General features: G+C 38.9%; 24 protein-coding genes. 3 read left to right on the plus strand and 21 right to left on the minus strand.

Translation table 11 applies throughout. The features are described from left to right. Positions 1–139: 139 nt before the first annotated feature. From DPX34_RS01615 to pdxH, 5 genes are all read right to left on the minus strand, one after another. Complete coding sequence (locus tag DPX34_RS01615) at positions 140–2,158, minus strand: transglutaminase TgpA family protein (RefSeq protein WP_111976651.1); 2,019 nt, start codon at positions 2,156–2,158, stop codon at positions 140–142. Beyond that, entirely contained in the window at positions 2,158–3,090 is a 933-nt protein-coding gene (locus DPX34_RS01620) for a DUF58 domain-containing protein (protein WP_111976652.1), read from the minus strand. The genes DPX34_RS01615 and DPX34_RS01620 overlap by 1 nt, the downstream gene beginning before the upstream one ends. Continuing rightward, positions 3,090–4,001 (minus strand): AAA family ATPase, encoded by a 912-nt coding sequence (locus DPX34_RS01625; RefSeq protein WP_111976653.1) that lies wholly within the window; start codon positions 3,999–4,001, stop codon positions 3,090–3,092. Before DPX34_RS01625 ends, DPX34_RS01620 begins: the two co-directional genes overlap by 1 nt. Before the next feature lie 97 nt (positions 4,002–4,098). Further along, on the minus strand, positions 4,099–4,290 hold the full coding sequence (locus DPX34_RS01630) for a hypothetical protein (RefSeq protein ID WP_111976654.1): 192 nt from the start codon (positions 4,288–4,290) through the stop codon (positions 4,099–4,101). A 105-nt stretch (positions 4,291–4,395) separates the two neighbouring features. Continuing rightward, complete coding sequence (pdxH, locus tag DPX34_RS01635) at positions 4,396–5,046, minus strand: pyridoxamine 5'-phosphate oxidase (protein ID WP_111976655.1); 651 nt, start codon at positions 5,044–5,046, stop codon at positions 4,396–4,398. Positions 5,047–5,741: 695 nt separating this feature from the next. Here pdxH and DPX34_RS01640 point away from each other — a divergent pair. Beyond that, positions 5,742–6,104 carry a DUF6170 family protein gene (locus DPX34_RS01640; protein ID WP_111976656.1) on the plus strand — a complete coding sequence of 121 codons (363 nt, stop codon included), beginning with the start codon at positions 5,742–5,744 and terminating at the stop codon, positions 6,102–6,104. 70 nt (positions 6,105–6,174) lie between these two features. On the opposite strand, the gene DPX34_RS01645 is transcribed toward DPX34_RS01640, so the two are convergent. From DPX34_RS01645 to ccmA, 10 genes are all read right to left on the minus strand, one after another. Beyond that, positions 6,175–6,966 carry an MlaA family lipoprotein gene (locus DPX34_RS01645; RefSeq protein ID WP_332872810.1) on the minus strand — a complete coding sequence of 264 codons (792 nt, stop codon included), beginning with the start codon at positions 6,964–6,966 and terminating at the stop codon, positions 6,175–6,177. Positions 6,967–7,034: 68 nt separating this feature from the next. Beyond that, positions 7,035–8,273 carry a c-type cytochrome biogenesis protein CcmI gene (gene ccmI / locus DPX34_RS01650; protein ID WP_111976657.1) on the minus strand — a complete coding sequence of 413 codons (1,239 nt, stop codon included), beginning with the start codon at positions 8,271–8,273 and terminating at the stop codon, positions 7,035–7,037. A 2-nt stretch (positions 8,274–8,275) separates the two neighbouring features. Further along, positions 8,276–8,737, minus strand: coding sequence for a cytochrome c-type biogenesis protein (locus tag DPX34_RS01655; RefSeq protein ID WP_111976658.1), 462 nt, complete (start codon positions 8,735–8,737; stop codon positions 8,276–8,278). Between the two features lie 11 nt (positions 8,738–8,748). After that, entirely contained in the window at positions 8,749–9,321 is a 573-nt protein-coding gene (locus tag DPX34_RS01660) for a redoxin family protein (protein WP_111976659.1), read from the minus strand. Between the two features lies 1 nt (position 9,322). Next, complete coding sequence (locus tag DPX34_RS01665; protein WP_111976660.1) at positions 9,323–11,275, minus strand: heme lyase CcmF/NrfE family subunit; 1,953 nt, start codon at positions 11,273–11,275, stop codon at positions 9,323–9,325. A 1-nt stretch (position 11,276) separates the two neighbouring features. Further along, the gene (ccmE, locus tag DPX34_RS01670; protein ID WP_111976661.1) at positions 11,277–11,759 is read right to left on the minus strand and encodes a cytochrome c maturation protein CcmE; all 483 of its coding nucleotides are present in this window, start codon (positions 11,757–11,759) and stop codon (positions 11,277–11,279) included. Next, entirely contained in the window at positions 11,756–11,962 is a 207-nt protein-coding gene (gene ccmD, locus DPX34_RS01675; RefSeq protein WP_111976662.1) for a heme exporter protein CcmD, read from the minus strand. Before ccmD ends, ccmE begins: the two co-directional genes overlap by 4 nt. A gap of 12 nt (positions 11,963–11,974) precedes the next feature. Further along, entirely contained in the window at positions 11,975–12,718 is a 744-nt protein-coding gene (locus DPX34_RS01680; RefSeq protein ID WP_111976663.1) for a heme ABC transporter permease, read from the minus strand. A gap of 4 nt (positions 12,719–12,722) precedes the next feature. After that, entirely contained in the window at positions 12,723–13,397 is a 675-nt protein-coding gene (ccmB, locus tag DPX34_RS01685) for a heme exporter protein CcmB (RefSeq protein WP_111976664.1), read from the minus strand. 3 nt (positions 13,398–13,400) lie between these two features. Beyond that, a complete protein-coding gene (ccmA, locus tag DPX34_RS01690) occupies positions 13,401–14,036 on the minus strand; it encodes a cytochrome c biogenesis heme-transporting ATPase CcmA (protein ID WP_232824620.1) in 636 nt (211 codons plus the stop codon). 76 nt (positions 14,037–14,112) lie between these two features. On the opposite strand from ccmA, the gene fliK reads away from it, so the two are divergent. Both fliK and DPX34_RS01705 read left to right on the plus strand, forming a co-directional pair. Next, a complete protein-coding gene (gene fliK, locus DPX34_RS01695; RefSeq protein WP_111976665.1) occupies positions 14,113–16,530 on the plus strand; it encodes a flagellar hook-length control protein FliK in 2,418 nt (805 codons plus the stop codon). 342 nt (positions 16,531–16,872) lie between these two features. After that, positions 16,873–17,169: an EscU/YscU/HrcU family type III secretion system export apparatus switch protein gene (locus DPX34_RS01705; RefSeq protein ID WP_111976666.1), complete on the plus strand. Its 297-nt coding sequence runs from the start codon at positions 16,873–16,875 to the stop codon at positions 17,167–17,169. Between the two features lie 41 nt (positions 17,170–17,210). Here DPX34_RS01705 and DPX34_RS01710 read toward each other — a convergent pair whose 3' ends face one another. The 6 genes from DPX34_RS01710 to DPX34_RS01735 are packed head-to-tail and all read right to left on the minus strand — an operon-like array spanning position 17,211 to position 23,212. Then, the gene (locus DPX34_RS01710; protein ID WP_157964585.1) at positions 17,211–17,588 is read right to left on the minus strand and encodes a DUF2802 domain-containing protein; all 378 of its coding nucleotides are present in this window, start codon (positions 17,586–17,588) and stop codon (positions 17,211–17,213) included. A gap of 32 nt (positions 17,589–17,620) precedes the next feature. After that, complete coding sequence (locus tag DPX34_RS01715; protein ID WP_111976668.1) at positions 17,621–18,115, minus strand: chemotaxis protein CheW; 495 nt, start codon at positions 18,113–18,115, stop codon at positions 17,621–17,623. A 35-nt stretch (positions 18,116–18,150) separates the two neighbouring features. Continuing rightward, on the minus strand, positions 18,151–18,960 hold the full coding sequence (locus tag DPX34_RS01720) for a chemotaxis protein CheW (RefSeq protein ID WP_111976669.1): 810 nt from the start codon (positions 18,958–18,960) through the stop codon (positions 18,151–18,153). A gap of 3 nt (positions 18,961–18,963) precedes the next feature. Then, entirely contained in the window at positions 18,964–19,737 is a 774-nt protein-coding gene (locus DPX34_RS01725; protein ID WP_111976670.1) for a ParA family protein, read from the minus strand. Positions 19,738–19,755: 18 nt separating this feature from the next. Continuing rightward, positions 19,756–20,916 (minus strand): protein-glutamate methylesterase/protein-glutamine glutaminase, encoded by a 1,161-nt coding sequence (locus DPX34_RS01730; RefSeq protein ID WP_111976671.1) that lies wholly within the window; start codon positions 20,914–20,916, stop codon positions 19,756–19,758. 25 nt (positions 20,917–20,941) lie between these two features. Next, positions 20,942–23,212: a chemotaxis protein CheA gene (locus tag DPX34_RS01735; protein WP_111976672.1), complete on the minus strand. Its 2,271-nt coding sequence runs from the start codon at positions 23,210–23,212 to the stop codon at positions 20,942–20,944. Between the last annotated feature and the right edge of the window lie 2 nt (positions 23,213–23,214).

A 23,214-nucleotide genomic window follows, 5' to 3' on the forward strand; every position in this document is an offset into this window, starting at 1 on the left:
TTATAAATAATTGATTAACATTGCATGATGATGCAATGAAGTAACAGTATGTTAACATAATAGAAAGTGCACACGATAGCAAGCACCAAACACGTTAAGCGCAAGTTTCTATCCATGGGCTGGATAAAATACAGCCTCATTATTGCATTTTTTTGACTTCGACACGTAATTGACTAATTAATTTTCGTTTTGTTTTAATCGGTAAATTACGATATTGAATATCGTTCAGTAATTGAATTATTTTATGCCAAATAGGTAAAAGCTCAGGGGCTTTGTGCTCTATCTCATGAACAAGCTGTTCTGGTGTTGCCCCGATCGGCTTATCAATGCCTTGAGTTGATAATGCCTTAAGTGCTTTATGATAATATTTTACAACATCTGTCGGCTGTTTCTTATAGCGCTGAATAAGCCAAATAATCAAAACAAACAACCCAATTGAAGCACATAAAAATGAAATCAAATATAAATAAAAAGTCCAATCCGTTTTTTGACCAAACAAGCGTTTTAATAGGTTCTCTTGGGCCGATTGATTGTAATTAATAATCCAACGAGTCCATTGATAATCTACATTCGCTAACCAAAAACGGACATCCGACACAAAAGGTAATTCTTGATATTTCACCAACGCAAAATTATTATCCGGTAAAAAGTCTTCCTTTTCTTTGAATAAATCTTGTACTGACATTTCAACCCTATCAGGTGCAACAAAGGCTGTTGGGTCAAATCTAACCCAACCTTTATTTTGTAAATAAACCTCTGACCATGCATGTGCATCATATTGATACAAACTTAAATACTCACCTTGCGGATTCCATTCGCCGCCTAAATAACCCGAAACAACTCGGGCGGGTATCCCGGCTGCACGCACAACAAAGGTAAATGCACTCGCATAATGAGCACAAAACCCAGATTTACTTTCAAATAAAAAATCATCAATACCATTATATTGGCTAACGCGTGGTGGCTTTAAAGTGTAATGATATTCGTCTTGATTGAATCGTCGCAACAACGCATTAATTAATAGCTCGTTATTTTCTGCATCATCAGGGTATTGCTGCCTAAGTTTTTGAGCTAACGCGCGAGCTTGTTCATTCTCATCAGCGGGTAACTGTAAATTTTGTGCGGTTGAAAAATCAACATATGGCTCAACCGGTAGATGCATATAAGACTTTATTTTATATTGCATTCTTGCTGAAACAGGTTCAGTTCTAACTAAATTATAATCAGGTGTTAAATAGACCTTGTCCGCTAATGGGTAAGCAATATCAAGTGCATGCAACCATTTTTGATGACTCGGTTCAGCGATAACCGTATACAAAAAGCTATTCTGATTAGTATCAATCAGTTGATTAGCAAGTTGCTTGTGAGGAATGGCTTTTTTCCAAGCTTGACTCTGCTCTGATATAGCCCAACTTTCGCCATCAAAACTTTCATGGACTAACGTTCGCCAATACAGATTTGTCGTATCGGGAATAGCACCTTCAAATTCAACTCTAAAGGCCAGCTTATTAGAACCGGCTAAATCGGCCAAATCGCCTGGTTTTACGGTTTCAGTTAAGCCAGTTGGCGGAGATTTAGGTTTAGCCATTTTCCATAATGGCGGCAACTGCGGCATCATAAAAAATAAAACCAATGCAATAGGTAAACTCACCAGCGCAAGTTGAGAGGCCATTTTTAAACTAGCAGCAGGACTAAAAATTTTAATTTTACATTGAATAACCGCTGCAACGGTTAAGAATAAAGACAAGGCTAAAGCTAATGAATGCATTAAATCAAAATAAAACAGTAAGGTGCTCGCCGTCAAAAACAAGTGAATAATAAACAGAGATACAACATCTCGTTGGGTTTCAAACTCAAGAATTTTTAGTGATTGCGCTACGGCTAGCATAACAAACAAGCTCACTAAAATATTTGTCGATACGCCTGTAAAAACGACCAATAACAGCCCCGTGATAAAGCACGCATTTTTAGCGAACTTGCCAATCGGTTTTACTGATCCGGTTAACATAGCAAAACGCCAAATAGCACAAATCAAATAAAATAATATCGCCCACCAAGCATGGTGGACAGACTGATATACTTGAACAATGATTTGGGCAGGAAAAAAAAGGCTTAATAACTTCAGCTCATGAGTCAATTCAGTTTTTAGCCAGTTCATTACGGCATTTCCGCTAAGGCTAACAAGCACTCTTCGATAAAGATAGGTCCAGCGTTCGGGCCTAACGAAGCATGAGGTAGTTCTAAGCCAAACGTAATATCTTCATTTTTAGTTTGTAACACTAACCAAGTTAAATGCGAAATAGTTAGTTCATGGTCATTATCATGCACAATATAATACGAAAACCAACGCTCAGGTTGATTAGGCGCCGCAAATTGCTTTGTTAACCAACCTTTACCTTTGGCCAATTGCTTCCATGCAACATGTTTTAACGAATCAGTTTCAACATATTCCCTTAAACCATAAAAGTCTTCCGCATTTTGTATATCATTGCTCTGCCCTTCTTCTTGACTTAATCCGGTTCCTGTTAGCCATTGCGGGCACTCTATCGGTTTAGGGTAAACTAATTGTTTAATATTAAAATGTGGCAAGCTCCAAACCGTAAATAACATAAAAGGCGCTTGCGTTTGCACTCTTATTCGTTCGGGTAAGCACCAGCCTCGGTGCGGAGGTACAAAAGGCATTTTAATCAAATGAGTATCAACGTAGGGCAAATCAAATTGTACTTTGCCATCATGATGTAAAAACTCAATAGCCCAGCTAGGTCGCTCATTTATTATTCTAAATGTTTGTAAACACACATTAGATAAAAATACAGGCGGGGTTTTCTCGACTTGAATAGTTAAATGGGCAACATTTAAAAAGCTATAAAAAATAGCAGAAATTAAGATCGCGGTTGAAACGTAGGCTAAGAGTAAGACGAGATTATTAGCATAATTAGTGCCTAATAAATAAATAGCTAAGGTAACTAAAATAACAGCAACACCCGCCTTACTCGGTAAGATAAAAATATTACTGTGATCGAGTTTACACTGTCGCTGCGGTGGTAAACGTTTATCCAGCCATTTGCTTAACCATCGACTATGCGTCATTAAATAGGCTCAACTAATCCAAGCAATGTTTTTGCTTGTTCACTTTCACCATAATTCGCTTGCTGACTTAACCGGTGTTCTGTCACGGCAGGAAAAATAGCTTGTAAATCATTTGCGGTAACATAATTACGCCCATTCATTAACGCCCAAGCTTTAGCTGTATGCAAAATAGCCTTTGAGGCGCGGGGGGATAAGCCCATTGCAAAATCTGCATTATCTCGACTTTCTTGGACTAACTTTAATAAATAAGCAATCAATTCATCGGTCACCGTCACATCGCGCACCGCGGCTTGAACCTGCTGCAATTGTTCTGGTGTAATACAAACAGGCAAATCACTCACATTTACACTTCCCGCTTGTAATAACATATCACGCTCTGCATCATGACTCGGGTAGCCCAGTTTAATTCTAACTAAAAAACGGTCGAGCTGGCTTTCAGGTAAAGGAAATGTGCCAGATTGATGCAATGGGTTTTGAGTTGCAATAACAAAAAAAGGCTCATCTAAAGGATGCGTTATGCCATCAATGGTGACTTGTCTTTCTTCCATGGCTTCAAGCAATGCAGATTGTGTTTTAGGGCTTGCGCGATTTATTTCATCCGCTAAAACGATTTGAGAAAAAATAGGACCTTGATGAAATTCAAATTGTTGAGTTTCAGACTTGAATATAGAAACCCCTAAAATATCAGCCGGTAATAAATCAGAAGTGAATTGCACTCGACGATAAGAAAGCCCCATTACTTGAGCAAGCGCATGCGATAATGTGGTTTTACCCATTCCGGGCAAATCTTCAATAAGCAAGTGCCCTCGAGCAAACAAACAACACAGCGCTAACTTAATTTGCGCTTGTTTACCTATAACAACTTTACCCACTTGCTCAGCAGCAAGTTGACTAATACGTTCAATATCCATTAATACAACTATTTTTTTAATGTGTTAATTGAGTATTTGCTTTCTTAATAATTTCTTCAAGTCATTTATCAAAAAAAAACAGTAATTTATCAATACCTTATTTTATTTTTTCACCTAAACCATAATGATTTAACTTCACTTCTTCTTTCAATTTATCTAATTCAGAATTAAGTTCATCTAAAGTGCACTTCAATTGATAAAGCGATGAAGGGGGTTCTAACATAGATGCCGTTGAACTTACTTTTGGATCTACCGGTAGAGGTGTATTTAAACGACTGGGCTTTTCCACTGTTTATTATTCCATTAAATAACAAGATGTCTCAGTATGTAATAAAACCAATAGACCACCAGCCGTTATTACGTTTTTTAACGTGCGATTTATCTTACAATATAATCAAGGCTGCAGTCGTTTAATCGACCAGTTTGGTTCGTTGTTAGCCTCAAATTCATATGAAAATCGATCGTGTAAGCGGTTTTCTCCGCCTTGCCAAAATTCAATAGCGACAGGTTTTACACAATAACCGCCCCAATGCGCAGGTCGTTTTAATGGGTTTTGCTCATAAAAAGCCAATAAATCTTGATAATTTTTTTCTAATACCTCTCGACTCGCAACCGGTTGAGATTGCGCCGACGCAATTGCGGCGACTTGGCTGGTCAACGGTCTAGAATAAAAGTAACGGTCGTTTTCTTCTGCACTAATCGGCTCTGCAATGCCGGTTACAATTACTTGCCTTTCCATCGCTAACCAAGGAAAAATTAAACTAACTTGGTTATTTTGTTGTATATGCTGCCCTTTACGACTTTGTTGATTAGTAAAAAAAACAAAACCGTTATCATCGTATGATTTCATTAATACCGTTCGTTGATATGGCATACCTTTACCATCAACAGTGGAGACGATCATTGCCGTTGGATCTGCAACCGCTTTCACCGCTACAAGCTCATCAAGCCAACGTTGAAAAAGCAAAAAAGGCGTATCAGTTAGCACTGACTCTTTAAGGTGTGTTAGGTCGTATTCGCGACGGACAGAATAAAAAATAGACATTTAGCATAAAACCAGAGTAAATAATGGCGGCAATTATACGCGTTCTATTTTAATAAGCGAATCAAGCCACGCTTGATTTAATGCACAATAAAAACAATATACAGGACGAACACAGTACGTATCGCGCTAGGGCGTGTTTATCTTTTGTGTTTGCTTTTGCAGCCGTATTTGCACGATTTATACAAGGCAGAGCGATTGCAGTGTCGTTATTCTACCTAAAAGAGCGATAAAGACTTTATGCTCCTGCAAAGTCACCTTACCCCACATCCATGTGGGGCAAAGACTTTATGCTCCTGCAAAGTCACCTTACCCCACATCCATGTGGGGCAACATATTAGAAATAGTGCAAATGCGCTGCCCTTTGGGTTCAAAATCTATACGACAAAGATAAACACGCCCTAGTCAATCTGTTCAGCTCAATTTGTACAAAATGATGAAGAAGCCTTAAAAGATAAATTAGCCATCACTGCTGATCATGAGGCTATTAATCCGAATTTTTTATCACCCTTCACACCAACAATATTAACGAGAAACAGGGTTCAGTCATTATATTAAAATAGGTAAGGCTAGATAACAGAACGACTTTAGCAAAAAACTAGCTGACTTGCGCGTATGGGATTTTTTAACCTTTCCGCTGTTTTTCACCGGTCAGTCAGGTTAAAATATATTTTTAAATTAATGAATATTGTTATTTCATGGCCCTTTATTTTTCTGCTGCTAAAATCCCAGCCTTAGCTGATTACACATTTAAACAACGTTCGCGTATTTTATCTATCGCCCTTTCGCTTATAAGCGTGCCAGACAAATTGTTTTTAAATGTTGTCAAATTAGCCCTACTCGCCCCGTTATTTATTTTAATCGCACGTGTTGAAGGTTGGTTGATATTATTACCGCTCGTGGCGCTGGTAACATTTTACCCATTAATAACAAACCCACTAATGCTCTTTTTTGCTCAAAAAGAATTAGATAATGCCATTAAAAAATTTACTGCCGAAGAGAAAGCAGCTTTAGATGATGATGAAGAAGAAGTAAATGATTTAGACCACAAAGATAAATAAGGCTTAATCTTTATGTAACAGAGTACCAATAAAAAGGCTTTATCAATAAAGCCTTTTTTAAAGCGAGAGACTATAAACCTTCTAGCTGTTGTTCAAAAGCCTCAAAATCTTCAAAGCTTTCTTCTTCTACGGGTGCTGGTTCAACTTTACCATCGTTAACTTTAAATGCTAAACGCTGAAAATAAGCTTCTCGCACAAAGGTATAAGGATCAAAGCTATCTTTAAGCAATCCTTCTTGTTCCATCAATGAAATACGCGCTTCTAATACTTTGACAGAAACTCGGCTCACACTCGCCAAAGGGTTTAAACCCGACAAAGGCCAATATAAACTATCAACAGAATTACCAACCAATGAACGCGCATCAGAAGGACCATAAGCCGGTAGCATAAGATACGGCCCCGTTTCTACGCCATAAACACCCAGCGTTTCATCAAACCCTTCATGCTTTTCTTCTAAACCTAATTTAGTTGCGATATCAAATAGCCCCAGAATGCCCACGGTGCTATTTATTGTAAACCGACTTAAACTAATCCCCGCATCTTTAAATTTACCTTGTAATGCGTTGTTGATTACCGCAGAAGGCTCATCTAAATTATTTGCCGCATTATATAATCCCTTTCGTGCCGGTGTTGGCATATAATCGCGGTAGACAACCGCACTCGGTCGTAACACGTAATTATCAAGTATGTCGTAGTTAAAGTCCCACATATGCCGGTTAACACTTTCTAACGGATCATTATTACTGAGTTCTTGATCGGCTTGCTGCTCAGGTACCGTGGTACAGCCAAGCATAAGCGCAGCCGTTAATAAGCAAGTTAATACTTTGGGCACACACGTCAGTATATGTTTTGTTAACTGCATTTTAGGTGAATATCCTATAACCCTATTTTTCATCTATATTCCAACTTATCTAACTATTTTTCTCTAAATTAAAACTGTACCGACGTCGTTTTGTTTTTAGCAATATCAGTGAGTTCAGAATGAAACTCTAACTCACCGTCAGCTAGCATGACGTTGGCATCAAACGACAATCTAACCGAAACATAAACTTGGCTAACGCTCGACAAATTCATGCCTTGCATCATGGCATTCGCATCCGTTAAAGTCACCTTTTCAGGTAATGATTGTCCCAGTGCTATTTTTTGTACCGCAAACGGCGGTCCTTTTTTAGCAGGGCGAGCAAAAACAAATAAATATTTAAACGATTTAACATCAGCGTCAATTCCCGCTAGCGATACCTCAATCCGAGGCGAATCAGTGTTAGCTGTAGCGCTCTCGGTTTTTGCATTATCAGTTTTGTTGTGCGCTAATGTCGGCATTGCTTGCAGGATCAACTCTCGTCTAGGGTCGTTTAACGGCAATTGAGTGATAACATCATTTAAAATCGCATGCGCAAGCTCATGATTACCCAGCTGATTTTCTACATAACCTAATAGCATGGCCGCTTCTACATCTTTAGCGTCCATTTTTATAAGTGCATGTAGTGTTTTTTTAGCGGTATGAAAATGCTTTTCTTGTTGTGTACCAATTAAAGCTTGTGCATAACTCAGCATCGTTGAGCGCTTATTAGGTTCTAAAATTAAGGATTGCTCAAAGCCTTTAATAGCGGCCTCATGATCACCAATAGCCGCAGCCACTCGACCCAACAATAACCAACCAACGGCATCATCCGGTTTTTCGTATAACTTGATACGTAAACCCAAATAAAATGTTCTTAAATCTTCAAACGTGACATCTTTTCCGTCACCCATGACAATTTTTTCACCCAGCGCACTGCGAGAATCATTAGCGTGCTGCCACGTTTGCAGCTGTGCAGGCTTACCTTGCATAAAATAAATAACAACAGCTAAGCCAACTATCACAATCGGTAATGCCCATATAGGCGTCAATTTAATATCGTTGCCTTGAGTAGCCGGTTTGTTTTTTAAGTAAACGGCAAGTTCAAGTGTCAATTCATCATTGGCTTTTTCGTAATCAGCTTTAGATAAACGCTGAGCTTTAAAGTCTTCATCGAGTTCTGTTTTTTTATCAATAAAGATTTGTTCTTCATTCTGTTTTAATGCCGAATGCGTAACAGACTTAACTCTTTGCGCCCGCAATATGGGTAAACTTAAATAACCAATTGTTATTAGCGATAATATGCTTAAAGCACTGTAGATTTCGAACATGATTACTTACCTTGCTTTAATATAGCTTTTGCTTTTTCTAACATTTCTTGCTCAATATCTGTTTGAGAAGCACTTTGATGAGCCGATTGCGAACGCTTATACACAATAAAACCTAACATGAAAGCGATAAGCAAAGGGATAAGCCACAACCAAACCGTAACGGAATTAATCGGCGGCTGGTAGGTAACAAAATTGCCATAGCGTTGAACCATAAAATCAATAACATATTGCTCTGATTTACCTTCTTTGACGAGCTGGTAAGTTTTATTTTTTAAATCAACCGCTACACCCGCATTAGAATCAGCAATGTTTTGGTTTTGACATTTAGGGCAACGTAATGCTTTAGTCAATTGATTAAATAAACGTTGCTCTTCAATCGTTTCAAACGGGTATTTATCTTTTGGAGATGCAGCCGATGAAGCCGTAATAACAAGAGATATGATTAAACTGAGTAAAATTTTCATTATTTTCATCCCTACTCGGCTTTGAGTTTTTCAAATAATGGCTTTAATTCTTCTTGCCATAAACGCACGTTAATATCACCACGGCGATGCCAAACAATTTTACCTTGCTTGTTAACTAAAAAGCTTTCGGGGGCTCCCGTAATCCCTAAATCAAGCGACAAGTCACGTTTTTCATCATAAACATTGTAAAGAAACGGGTCTCCCAGTTGACCTAACATTTGCCTGACTTCAAGACGAGTTTTATTAACATCAACGGGACCAAATGCAGCATCAACGGCGTTATCGTAATACACGCCGACAATGCGCATATTTTCTTGTTGTTTAAGCTGAGTTAAAAACGGTAATTCAACTCGGCACGTAATGCACCAAGTCCCCCAGACGTTAACTAATGTGACTTTACCCATTAATTCAGATTCAGTGCGCTTTAAATCTGGCGTCATTAAATCAGCTAAGGCGAATGCCGGAAACTCACGATCTAAGCTGGCATTTTTAATATCTCGCGGATCAGAAAACAAACCGCGATAAAAGAAAATACAGACAAATAAAAATGTGACAATAGGAATAAGCAAACGTAATTTTTTCATCTTATACCGCCTTTGTTAAGCCATCAGTCGATGTTTTAGCTTTACGCAGTGAGAGTACACTTTTGTAGCGGCGATCAGCTATACATAATATAGCGGCAAAACACATAAATATCGCACCTAGCCAAATCCAACGCACAAATGGTTTAACATAAACACGCACCGCCCAAGAACCATCAGACATTTGTTCACCTAAAGCAACATACAAATCACGTGTAAAACCAGGATCAATACCCGCTTCAGTCATGACCGATGATTGAACCTGATAAAAACGTTTTTCTGCAAATAACTTAAATAAAGCCGTATCGTGTTTAACACTCACCGTTGCCATATAAGAGGAATAATTAGGTCCTGCGACCGAATCTACACTGTCTAAGCTAAAGATATAACGGCCTAAATCGACTTTATCACCGACAGCCATGCGCACATCTTTTTCAACTGAACCAAACTGAGTTAATGATATACCGGCAATTAAAAAGGCAAACCCAACATGTCCCATCACCATTCCCCAATGAGATAATGGTAATTTACGCAAGTTACCATTTTGCATGATTTCAAAAAGGGTTAAAACGACAATCCAAACCGCCAAAGAAACACCTAAGAGCGTCCAAATATGATCAATGGCGTAAATAAAGTAGCACGTCAACGCAAATAAGGTCGCTAAACCAAGGGCAATGAATAACTTGCTTTTGTTACGCGGTAATTTATCTTGTTTCCAACGAACCAAGGGGGCAATCCCAAGCACTAAAGCAAAAGGTACAAATAAATAGGCAAATATTTGATTAAAGAAAGGTTCACCAATTGAAATAGAGCCTAAACCGATTTCTTTGTGCACTAAAGGCAATAAAGTCCCCAGTAACACAACAACCAAGGCAACGATCAATAAAATGTTATTAATAAAGAGTAAAACTTCACGTGAAAATAAGGTGAAACGATGTGAGCTTTCCATTTTAGAGGCTCGCGCAGCATAAAGCGTTAATGCACCACCAATAACAATGAGTAAGTACACTAAAATAAATAAACCACGTTCTGGGTCACTGGCAAAGGCATGCACCGAAACCAAAATCCCCGAGCGCACAAGGAAGGTACCTAATAAGCTCAGAGAGAAAGCCGTTATAGCTAATAATAACGTCCAGCTTTTGAATGAGTTTCGCTTTTCAGTCACGGCTAAAGAATGAATTAGCGCCGTCCCCGCAAGCCATGGCATAAATGACGCATTTTCGACCGGATCCCAAAACCACCAGCCGCCCCAGCCCAGTTCGTAATAAGCCCACCAACTGCCAAGCGCGATACCACACGTTAAAAACCCCCAAGCGGCCAGAGTCCAGGGGCGAGTCCATCGTGCCCAAGTTGCATCTAACTTCCCACTTATCAAGGCTGCGATAGCAAACGCAAACGCGACAGAGAATCCAACGTATCCCATGTATAACATTGGCGGGTGTATAATAAGGCCGAAATCTTGTAATAAAGGATTTAAATCGTGTCCATCAACAGGAAAATGAGGAAAAGTACGTTCAAATGGGTTAGACGTAATAAGAATAAACGCTAAAAAGCCAACCGCAATAAAGCCCATTACCGCGATAACACGTGCCACATCTTCATCATCAAGCTGACGACTAAATAATGCAACCCCTATTGACCAAAGTGACAAGATCCAAATCCATAATAATAACGAACCTTCGTGTGCGCCCCAAACCGCTGATATTTTGAAATACCAAGGTAAAAGGCTATTCGAGTTATTCGCGACATATGAAACTGAAAAATCATTCGTGTAAAAAGCCCATACTAAACAACCTAACGAAATTGAAACTAAAATAAAATTACCAATAACTAAAGGTCGAGCAAGAGAGACTAAACCCGCATGATTTTTTTGCGCGCCCCAAAGCGGAAATATCGCTTGAGCGATAGAAAATAACAGCGCCAAAATTAATGCAAAGTGGCCAATTTCTGGGATCATCTTAGTTACCTAGTTGCTGTTGAGTATATTCAGGTTTAACATGCTTTATACCTTTCATTGCTTCAGCAATTTCAGGTGGCATGTATTCTTCATCATGTTTAGCAAGCACTTCAAACGCTTTGATTGTTGTCGCATTAACAAGATGACCTTGAGCAATGATACCTTGGCCTTCGCGAAATAAATCAGGCAAAATACCATCATAAATAACCGTAACGATAGGTCCGGTATCGCTGAGATCAAAACTCACTTCGAGATCAACATCTGAACGTTTCACCGAACCTTCAACAACCATTCCGCCAATACGTAAACGCTGACCGACTTTAGGTTTAATTCCCGTTTCATTTTTACCGTTAATGATTTCAGAAGGCGTATAAAAATAATCTATATTCTCATCTAAAGCCGTTAAAATTAAAGCGGTGGTGGCGGCAAGGCCCAGCAGGATGATACTTACTAATAATAATCGTTGTTTGCGTCTTGGGTTCATAATGTCATTTCTGAATTTTGTTGTTTACGGCGGCGTTTTTCAATTTCTAGTTTTTGCTCAATGTGTTTAAACATTGCTTTGCGCTCTACTTTCGAAAAATAAAACAAACCAATTAATAAAGCGAAGACTAATCCTACACCACTCCAGACATATGCGGCATACCCACCCATCGCAAGAAATTGTTGAACTGAATCAAATTGCATAAAAACCTCTTACTAACTTAAATTTTTTCTAACGAGTTTTAAAACCCATTTACGATGTGCTTCACTTTTTGCTAATTCGGTGGCAAATCGATAGCTAGATAAAGCAATGAATAAAAGTAAAAAGCCGACAATATTAATTAATAACGGCCATAACATATCCCCTGCAATCGACGGCTTATCAAACTTCGTGATTGTGGCACCTTGATGCAAGGTGTTCCACCATTCAACGGAATAATGAATAATTGGAACATTGACAATACCAACAACCGCTAATATACAAGCCGCTTTACCGCCAGTGCGTTTATCATCAAAGCTAAAATACAGCGCAAAAACGCCTAAATATAAGAACAATAAAATAAGTTCGGATGTTAAACGTGCATCCCAAACCCACCATGTACCCCACATGGGTTTACCCCAAATAGCCCCCGTTGCTAAGGCCAGTATGGTAAAAATAGCGCCAATAGGAGCTATCGCAATAACCGCAAGTTCGAGCGTTCGAATTTGCCATACCAAGGCACAAAACCCTAAAACGCCCATCGTTGTATAGGCGCCCATAGACCAAATAGCGGCCGGTACATGAAAATAGATAAGTCTAAAGGATTCACCTTGTTGATAATCTGTTGGCGCGAAAAGTAAGCCCCATAGGCTGCCGACAATTAAACATAACGTGGCTAGCGGGATCACAAATGCGTAAATTTTTTCAGATAACGTATAAGCGTTTTCGGGTTTAGCGTAAGGATGTAACCATTTAAACATAAACTTAACTCATCATTAATTTTAGTGAATGCTCTGTCGCAATAGGTGCAAGCGTTATACTTAATACACTTATCCCGGCTAACATTAACATGGGCCCCGTATTGGGTAAGCCTTGGATAACAGCGTCGACAGCCGACGTTGCAAATATTAAAGCGGGTATAAGCAAGGGTATAACTAATAAAGCCATAACAGCACTGCCTTTGCGAGAGCCCAATAATAATGCACTTGCAATAGACCCCAGTGCCGTGATTAAAAAACTTCCCATCAAGAGTGTTTGCGCCAACACCAACCAATACTCAAAAGCTAATTGAAAAAAAGGAACCAATAAAATACTCGAGAGTACTAAAGGCAATGCATAGAGCAACCAAAAACTGATCATTCGCGCAAGCACAGCTAAAATAGGCGGTTGACCCGAAATGAAAACTAATTCAAGCCAACCATTGTCATAATCTTCAGCAAACATTCTAGGCAATGCAATTAACATCGATAGAATTAATGCGATCCAACCCATCGCTGGAGCGATCCGATTTAATAAATTAATTTCAGGTCCGACAGAAAGTGGAACCAGTAATACAACTAAAACAAAAAAAACCAGTGGCAAACCAAATTCATGTTTTTGCGTCGCGGCAAGTTGCATGTCGCGTTTAAGTGATAAACAAAAATAATCTAAATATGACATGAATTAAAATCGATATTCTAAATTTAAATTAACATCGACCAAATCATCTGGTAAAGGCTGATGCGAAGTAACAATAACCATCTTGCCATTGTCTACGTGACGTTTAAACAATTGATTTAATACATTAATGCCAACGGCATCGATTGATGTATAAGGTTCGTCTAAAATCCATATAGCCGCGGTCGAGATCCATAATCGAGATAAAGCAACACGTCGCTTTTGCCCTGCGGATAAAAACTTTACCGGTACATTATCTAGGCCACTTAAACCAATTTTTTCAATAATTTCGTTAATATTGGCTTTTTCACCCGTGAGCATTAGCCAATGTTGCATATTATCAATAGCCGTCAAATTTTCATTGACGCCCGCTTTGTGGCCAATATATAAAACATTCGCCAGCATTTCACTTAACGGTTGTTTATTCAATTCAATATCACCACTATGATACTGATGCAAACCGCTAATACTTCGTAATAACGTCGTTTTACCAGCACCATTAGGTCCGGTAATATACATTAGTTGACCTGGCTTCAATACAAAGCTCAGATCTTCGAATAAAATGCGATTATTTCTAATGCAGGTAAGTTCATTGACCGATAACAAAAACAGCTTATCTCTATGCGCTATAATTGTTGGCATGGTAGCATAATTTTTTATTAGCCGACTATAGCTATTCTACGTAACTAGGGTTGTGAATTTTGATTTGGCGCAATGAATGTTAAAAAGTGATATTAATACACAATTACAAAAACATACCACGGCTATGCAAAATAAGGCTCAAGGTATAGTTGATCGTGTGCTTGCCTCACAAAATGAGTACAAACAAGCCGTTTTAACTAAAGTAAATAACACATTAGCCAACATAACGCTCGGTGATAAAAAATCATTTAATGTGCCCTTAACAGAGCGTCAAAGCGCGATATTTCAAACAAAGCAACCAGTTCAAATTAAACAAACCGATCAAAAACTGGATATAAAACTAGGCCAAGATCTTAAACACAGTGTTAAATTAACCAACCCACAACGTGCTGAAATAGCATTAACGAGTATAAAGTCGGCGTTAAAACATGCGCCAACAGGCGAACTAGTCGCAGGAAACAAAAACAACGCCGGTCAAATCACATTTAATTATCAAAACAACGTTTACACCCTAAAGAGCACACAAATAGGTCCAGCGGCTCCAATAAACTTATTAATATCAAGCAATGCAAACCAATTGCAAGTTACATCGATAACCTCCACTCCCGAACAATGGGTCACACCAGAAAAAATTAAGATCACGAATGGCCAACTCGAATATAAAGGTCAGCTATATAAAGTGCCATCTAATTTACTAACGCTTGGGCATGGCGAGTTTAAAATATCAACAAGCCAGCCTCAACAAGGTCGACAAATAACGGTACTGCACAATCAGCAACAAATTCCCGTTACACTCATCCCTATAATATCGGAGTCATCAACGACTGAGCAAAACGATAAATCCGCTTTCAAGCTCGTGAGCAGTCAATATGTACCTCTAGATAAAAAAATACATATCCAACTTAATCAACAAACCTTAACAATTGATTACGCTGGGCAAGAAAATAATGATAAAAAGAAATCAGCAATTGATAACTTGATGCAAAGTGGAAGTGAGAGTCGCAGTGATAAAAATAAGTTAGTCTATACTCCCCCCATAGCCTCAATCAAATTATCTCAAAACGAATTAACATTAAAAATTGCGATTGGTAACAAAATTGAAACCATTGCTGTTCCAACCAATAAGCTAGTTGACAACAAAACGGTTCAAAACATTAGTCAGGCTTTTATTCAAAAATTAAGTGTATTAAACGAAGGATTAGTCAAGCTATCAAATCTCGACAATAAAAATGCATTTGAAGCGTTATTTAAAGCGGCCGGTATTCAATTACCCACAGGGTTTAATGCTGAACCCAGTTTTAAAGATAATTTAAAGCAATTAAGCCTTATTAAAAAAAACAGTGTTAACATTTCTATTGCTATACCGAGCGCTTTAAAAGCACAATTAACCGAACTAGGGATCATCAAAACACTTAGCCCATCGACTGAAAATACCAGCGCATCTTCTGATATTTCGATTCAAGCTCTGCAAAAATCTATTGCTAAATTACAACCAGAACAAAATAAAGCTCAGGTGCTAAATAAGATTGATAACATTTTAAAACAACCAACAAATCAAGCGATCAATATAGCTGAATCGCTTAATCAATTAACCGATGCACTAAAACAAATTAAAGGTGATAATAAACCAAAACAAATCACCCATAATGCGTTGAACCAACTACAGGCCACCAAAACAGCGATAGATATACAACAAATTATTTCAAGCCACCTAACCAGTCAACATATTCTAAGCAACGTAAGTAATAATACAACGCCTTTAAATCAGTTAGCACTCGCTTTACAGGTTATATTAACGGGAAAAGCGGCCTCATCTAAATTAAATAAACCACAATCAAAAACAGGAAAAGAAAGTAATACTAACGCAATCAAGCATGACTCGCTGCTAAATACACCTAAGCAATCGGCCTCAACAAACACAACCAACACCCCATCCACTAAATTATTTACGGCGGTGTTCGATAACAAGCAAACTCGCCCAGCTAAAGTTAATCACGATAAACTACCTAAAAGTGCAATCGAGCCATTAACATCGGCTTTATCTAAAACCATCAAGTCACAACAAATTAATCAACTTAAAAGTGCTCAATCACAAATTAAGGAACAAAATAACCTATACTTTCAATTACCCATTATGGTGGATGGGGAATTTAAATCGATTGATTTAGCAATAAACTATGAAATAGATAAAGACAAAAAAGATCAACAGTCAGAAGAAACAGCCAATACAACCTTAGTCCGATTCTCTTTGAAATTTAATATGGGTGACATGGGCAGTATGTTAGCCAAAGCATCATTGGCCGATAATGAACTAAAACTTAGTCTTTATACTGATAATTTGCAAACACTCAAAACATGCGAAAATGAAATTAACCGGCTGCGAGAAGAACTCAGTAAACAAGCAATTCAATTAACAGACACACAATTTAAACAAGGTAAAATACCTCAACATTTATGGAATGAAACGGCTATTGGTATTCAATACCGCGTATAAAACAAATCCGTAATAATAAGTGCCCACTCAGCGAGCGTTTAAATGCGCTTAAATGAAAGAATAGTGTGCTCTTTTGAGTTCGAGTAACACAGAGTAAGCGCATTTAAAACTCGCCTGAAAGGAATGCCCCAGCGACTTTTGACCTGCGTTATCGGTATTTGAAAGGGAGCAACCATTCCTACACAAAAATGTCTGGAACATTTTTGAACAGCTTTGCTGGCTTTAGCGAAAGGCAGGGTGCCTGAAGTACACCGACGCCTTGTTCAAAAACCGCTGGATGCATTCTGAGAGATCACTTATTTATATGAATTGGTATAAAATATTGAAATGATGAGGAACTCGATGAAAGATAAACAAGCCGTCAGTATTAAATATAACGCACCTAAAGCGCCTGAAGTCATCGCTAAAGGTTTTGGCGAAAGAGCCGAAGCCATAATAAAGTTAGCAGAAGAAAGTGGGATATTAGTTCATCAAGATACCGAGTTAGCAAGTTATCTGACCCGGTTAGATGTCGGAGATGAAATACCAAAAGAAGTGTATGTTATTATCGCCGAGCTCATAGCATGGTCTTATATTTTACAAGGTAAAAAACCGGAGAAATGGAATAACATACATAATAAAGTGGATGATCGCGTTTAGCATGAATAATATAACGCTAACCAGAGAGTAAAGTTTGCTATTTAGAGTTTTCGCATCGAAATAACGAGCTCTGCTTCAGCTCTCGGAATTTCACATTCAAGCATCACCTCTTCAATTGAAGCGCCTTTAGCAACCATTTTAGCCGCTCGATTATATAGTTTTGAGCCAGGATCATGCATTGCTAATTCAGCATGTTTATCAGCAAGGACTTGCAGCTCGTTTTCTGTATTTAATTTGATTTGCTGAATAACTTGTCCCATGCCAATAGAACCCGCACGGATCTCATCAATAGCTAAGGTATTTTTTTCATTAGATATGCCAACATCATTAAGCGCTTTAGTCAGCAACCTAAGTTTATCATTAGTCTGGCGTACATAATAAAAACAAAACGCTATAAGTATTAAACTTACAGCGCTCATTATGAGTGCGATTAAAGCGTAAACATCAATCATTAAATAACGCTAAGCTCTTCCCACTCTTCATCACTTAATAATTTATTAAGATCGACAAGAATTAATAACTCACCATCGCGGTTACTGACACCTTGAATAAATCGAGCACTCTCATCCGTACCCACATTAGGTGCAGTATCTATTTCAGAGGCTCGTAAATAAACCACTTCAGCGACGCTATCAACCAAAATACCAATAACTTGCTTCTCTGCTTCAATAATAACAATACGGGTATTGTCAGAAACTTCCGTCGATGGTAAACCAAAACGAGAGCGTGTATCGATAACGGTTACTACGTTACCGCGTAAATTAATAATACCTAACACATAATCAGGCGCGCCTGGTACAGGGGCAATCTCAGAGTAACGTAAGACTTCTTGGACTTGCATTACATTAATGCCATAAGTCTCTTCATCTAACTTAAACGTAACCCATTGCAATACCTGATCATCACCGGTTGCTGAGTCCGATGTTAAATTTCGCTCATCGCTCATATAACAGCTCCACAATATTTATTAGTATTTATAATTTAACTACCTAAACCTTGTTCTAGCAAGTCAATTAACTGCTCAACATTAAGTAAGGCACACATTTTTTCTTTTACTAGCCCCGCAAGCCAAGGTCTTTTCCCTTCACTTTGGCGCCATTTAACATCTGATTGCTTTAACGTGATCGTATTAACAAGTGATTCACAGGCTAATCCCCATCCACTATCACCTAGCATAATGAGGTATCGATAATTAAGAGACTCTTCTAGTTTAGCATCATATTTGTCAGGCATAACCCAACGAGCCGTATCTACTACATTTAATTTTTGTTTTCGGTGAACCATAACCCCTAGAAACCAATTAGGTTTACCAAACAAAGAGTTCATTTTCTCTAAATTATGAATACCTCCTAGCTCAGTTAAAGGAACGGCTAAAATTAAGCCAGCAACTTCAAAATATAACGCTTGGAAATCGCCAACGCGATATGGCTCTGGCGGCGTCACTTTTTTCGGCGGTTCATGGCTGACCGTTTGGGTAGCTAACTTAGTGTTGACAACCGGCTTCGTTAAGGTATCAACATTTACTTTTGGCGCCACTACCGGGGCAGGAGCAGGTACCTTTTCAACAACATCAAAATCTTGTTCATATTGTCGATTTTTAGCTTCTTCAAATAACTTAGCAACTGGATTTTCAGGTTCTGAGTCATGTAACTTTTCAGCTACTTTAACTGCGATTGTTTTTGGTTTTTCAGGTGCAGTAGAGACTTGTGGTTGAGGGATCGGATCTTCAGTCAATAAAGCTGAAAGATAATCCTCCATCACTTTCTCACTCGCAAATAAATGTTTACTCATCACTTAACCATCAAGCTGCATCAAATAAGTTAACAGCGTATTATAAGAAAAAACACCTCTCGACTTTGGTGCATAGACAGAGGGTGGTAATTGTTGAAAACTCGCGTCTCTAAATTTAGTGTCGATAGGGATAACACTTGACCAAACGGCGTCAGCATATAAACGTTTCAGTTCTTTATATGCCTCCAAAGAAGCACGCGTTCGTTTATCAAACATGGTTGGTATAATTGTGTATTGATATTCTTTTTGTTTTGACCGTTTCATTAACTGTAATGTTCTTAACATACGGTCTAACCCTTTTAATGCTAAAAACTCAGTTTGAACAGGCATTAAAATACGCTGACAAGCCGCTAATGCATTAACCATTAAGACGCCAAGTACAGGCGGGCAATCAATTAGCACATAATCATATTCACTCGCGATTAAATCCAAAGCATTTTTAAGAATTAAGCCCATGCCACCTTGATTACCAAGACGACGGTCTAATGTAGCCAAAGCCATTGTGGCTGGTAATATATCAAGATTCTCAATGGTCGAAGGGCAAAGCGCCTGAAACACCTGCTCTTTTTTGATATTTTTACCTTGAATAAAAATATCAAACACACTGTTATCAAGCTCTTCAGAGTCGATACCAAAATAGTATGTTAACGAGGCATGCGGATCAGTATCCACTAATAATACACGATGCCCTCTTTGCGCTAACAAGCCCCCTAAGGTTACTGTCGACGTTGTTTTACCTACACCACCTTTTTGGTTAGCGACAGTCCAAATTACCACAATATCTACCTAACTTTACTACATACCTAATTCAGTAATTATACGCTGACTTAAATCTTTTATTGAAACAGTTTCTTCAGATAAACCAGCAGCGGCTACCGCTTGAGGCATACCATAAACAACACACGATGCTTCATCTTGTGTCCAGATAGACGCATTTGACTCTTTTAATAAACGACAACCCTCTCGACCATCAGCTCCCATCCCGGTTAACACGATAGCTAAAGTTGATTCGCCATACACTTTTGCCACAGAACCAAATGTTAAATCGACACTCGGTTTATAAGTTAAGCGATCGCTATCATCAACCATCACTTTCAGCTTACTTTGTGTGCTTCGACCTTCTAAAATCATTTGCGATCCACCAGGCGCTAAATAAGCGGTACCAGGTTTTAAAATGTCGCCATTAGTCGCTTCTTTTACATTTATTTTGCACAAGGTATTTAATCGATTAGCAAACGCAGGTGTAAACGCTGCTGGCATATGCTGAACTAAAAGAATTGGAACAGGGAAATTAGCCGGAATATCAACTAACACCTTTTGCAAAGCGACAGGTCCACCTGTTGATGTCCCAATAGCCACGACTTTGTAAGTTTTATCTTTTTTGGGTTTTCTTTTAGTAATCGCAACAATTTTGCTTTTCGCAACCGGCGCGATACGTGGTTTGACCGTCGTCGTTTGAGAAGGTCGTGTTCTATTAGAAACAACGGGCGTAACGGTTTTTTCAGGTGTTGAGCGCTGAACTGGGGTAATGACTTTTAACGGTTTTTTAAAATAACCTCGGTACTTACCCAGTTGTTTAATTCTGTTTTGTAATAATTCAACGGCATCATTACGATTACGTGCTATATCTTCAAATTTCTTAGGTAAAAAGTCTAGCGCTCCCGCATCTAATGCATCAAGTGTTGCTTTAGCTCCATCATGTGTTAATGAAGAAAACATCAAAATAGCCGTAGGCTGTTTAGACATTATTTCTCGGACTGCAGAAATACCATCCAACACTGGCATTTCAACATCCATAGTGATCACATCGGGTTGTAAAGTTAGCGCTTGTTCAATCGCCTCTTTGCCATCTTTAGCGGTTCCCACAACAGAAAGTTCTGAGTCTTGCTCAATAATCTCTGAAACTCTGCGGCGAAAAAAACTAGAGTCATCTACAACTAAAACCTTAATGGTCATAATTTCTCGTTTCTTTGTTGTTTAACTACGCTCTGCGAGTTGCGTAATGTTTTAATAAACTAGGGATATCGATAATTAATGCTATTCCACCATCACTGGTTATAGTTGCGCCGGCCATGCCAGGAGTGCCTTGTAATAATGCATCAAGCGGCTTAATCACGACTTCTTCTTGGCCAATTAAAGAATCTACAACAAATCCAATTTGCTTATCTGCACCAAGTTGAACAACAACAACATGCCCTTCACCCTCAACACTGCTATCAACACCTAAACGATTCAACCATTTTTCTAAATAAAACAACGGTATCGCTTTTTGTCTCACAATCATGGTTAACTGACCATCAACCGTATTTGTTTTATTCAAATCTAAATTGATGATTTCACTCACGGCGGCAAGCGGTAAGGCAAAGGTTTGCTCAGCAATAACCACCATTAATGTTGGCAAAATGGCTAAGGTTAATGGTACTTTGATTTCTAATTTCGTACCTGAACCGAGTTCAGAGTCAATATTAACGGAACCATTGAGTTGAGTTATTTTTGTTTTAACAACATCCATGCCAACGCCACGGCCGGATATATCAGATATTTCGGCTTTAGTTGAAAATCCTGGCGCAAAAATTAGATTATAAGCTTCATTATCACTTAAACGGCCCGCAGCATCGGTATCTAAAATACCTTTGGAGATTGCAATATTTTTAAGCTTCTCTGGGTCCATACCTGCACCATCATCTGTGATGGTTAACAAGATATGATCACCTTCTTGTGAGGCACTTAATTTAACAATGCCACACCGCGGTTTACCGTTTGACTCTCTAACATCTGGCATTTCAATGCCATGGTCAACGGAATTACGTACTAAATGCACAAGAGGATCAGCAAGCGCTTCAACTAAATTTTTATCTAAATCAGTTTCTTCACCTTCCAGCTCAAGAGATATTTCTTTATTTAAAGAGCGAGCTAAATCACGTACAACCCGAGGAAATCGGCCAAAAACCTTCTTAATCGGTTGCATGCGTGTTTTCATAACAGCGCCTTGCAGGTCACCCGTTACGACATCAAGATTAGCTATCGCTTTCGACATACGCTCATCGGCTTCTGTCGCTAAGCTAACTAAACGATTACGAACTAAAACCAGTTCACCAACCATATTCATAATCTGATCTAGACGAGAAGTATCAACCCTAACCGTTGTTTCTTGAGCCGGCGGTGGTGTCGCGGCTTTCTTTTTCTCTGCAGGTTTAGCAGCGACAGGCGCTGGAGAATTGCTAGCTACAGGTTTAGGTGGTGCTGAAGCAGGTGTCGGTGGCGCAGAAGGTGCTGCAGCTGGAGAAGGAGCTTCGGCTTTAGGCGATTCAGTTTTCGGTTCTTCTTTTTTAGGTGGCTCAACTTTAGGTGGCGCGTTTTCTACTGGCGTCACACTTTGAGGTGCTTTGCCTTTACCATGGAGCTCATCAAGCAAACTTTCAAATTCATCATCCGATATATCATCACTAGACGTTGAAGCAACAGCGGAAGTAGCGGGCGCGCTTGGTGGAGCTGACGATTGAGGCGTATTCTCAGCGGCAGTTGAGAACTGACCTTTACCATGTAACTCATCAAGAAGAGCTTCAAATTCATCATCCGATATATCTTCATCACCACCGGAAAAAGTACTGATATCGGGACTTGATGCTGAAGCGGGAGCAGACTCGGCAGAAGCAGGTTGCACCGTAGGGGCGTTACCAGAGCCATGCAATTCATCTAATAATGCTTCAAATTCATCATCCGTGATCTCATCTATGCTTGAATCATCTGAACCACCAATCATTGGTGAGCTAGCGGGTGAATCAAAAATTTCAGGTTCAGGCGCTATTGGCTCAGGTATCGAAACGGGTTCTGGAATATCAACAGGCTCAGGGGCAGCTGAATCTTCAAGGCAAAAGCGATGTAAGGCTTCTAATAAAGCAGGATCTGCGGCATCAGGTTCACCACGCGCTTTAACGACAGCAAACATTTCATTAATAGTATCTAAAGTTTGTAATATAACGTCCATTAACTCAGAGGTAACTGAGCGTTGTCCATTTCTTAAAATATCAAATACATTCTCCGCACCATGGCAAGCGTCGACTAACGTCGTTAAAGATAAGAAGCCTGCTCCACCTTTAACGGTATGAAAACCACGAAATATCGCATTTAATAAATCAGCATCTTCTGGATTATTTTCTAATTCAACAAGCTGCTCAGAAAGCAGTTCTAGAATTTCTCCAGCTTCAACTAAAAAGTCCTGCAATATATCTTCATCTACTTCAAAGGCCATGA

The organism is Algibacillus agarilyticus, assembly GCF_003286125.1.
In the GTDB taxonomy this organism is placed as follows: Bacteria; Pseudomonadota; Gammaproteobacteria; order Enterobacterales; family Alteromonadaceae; genus Algibacillus; species Algibacillus agarilyticus.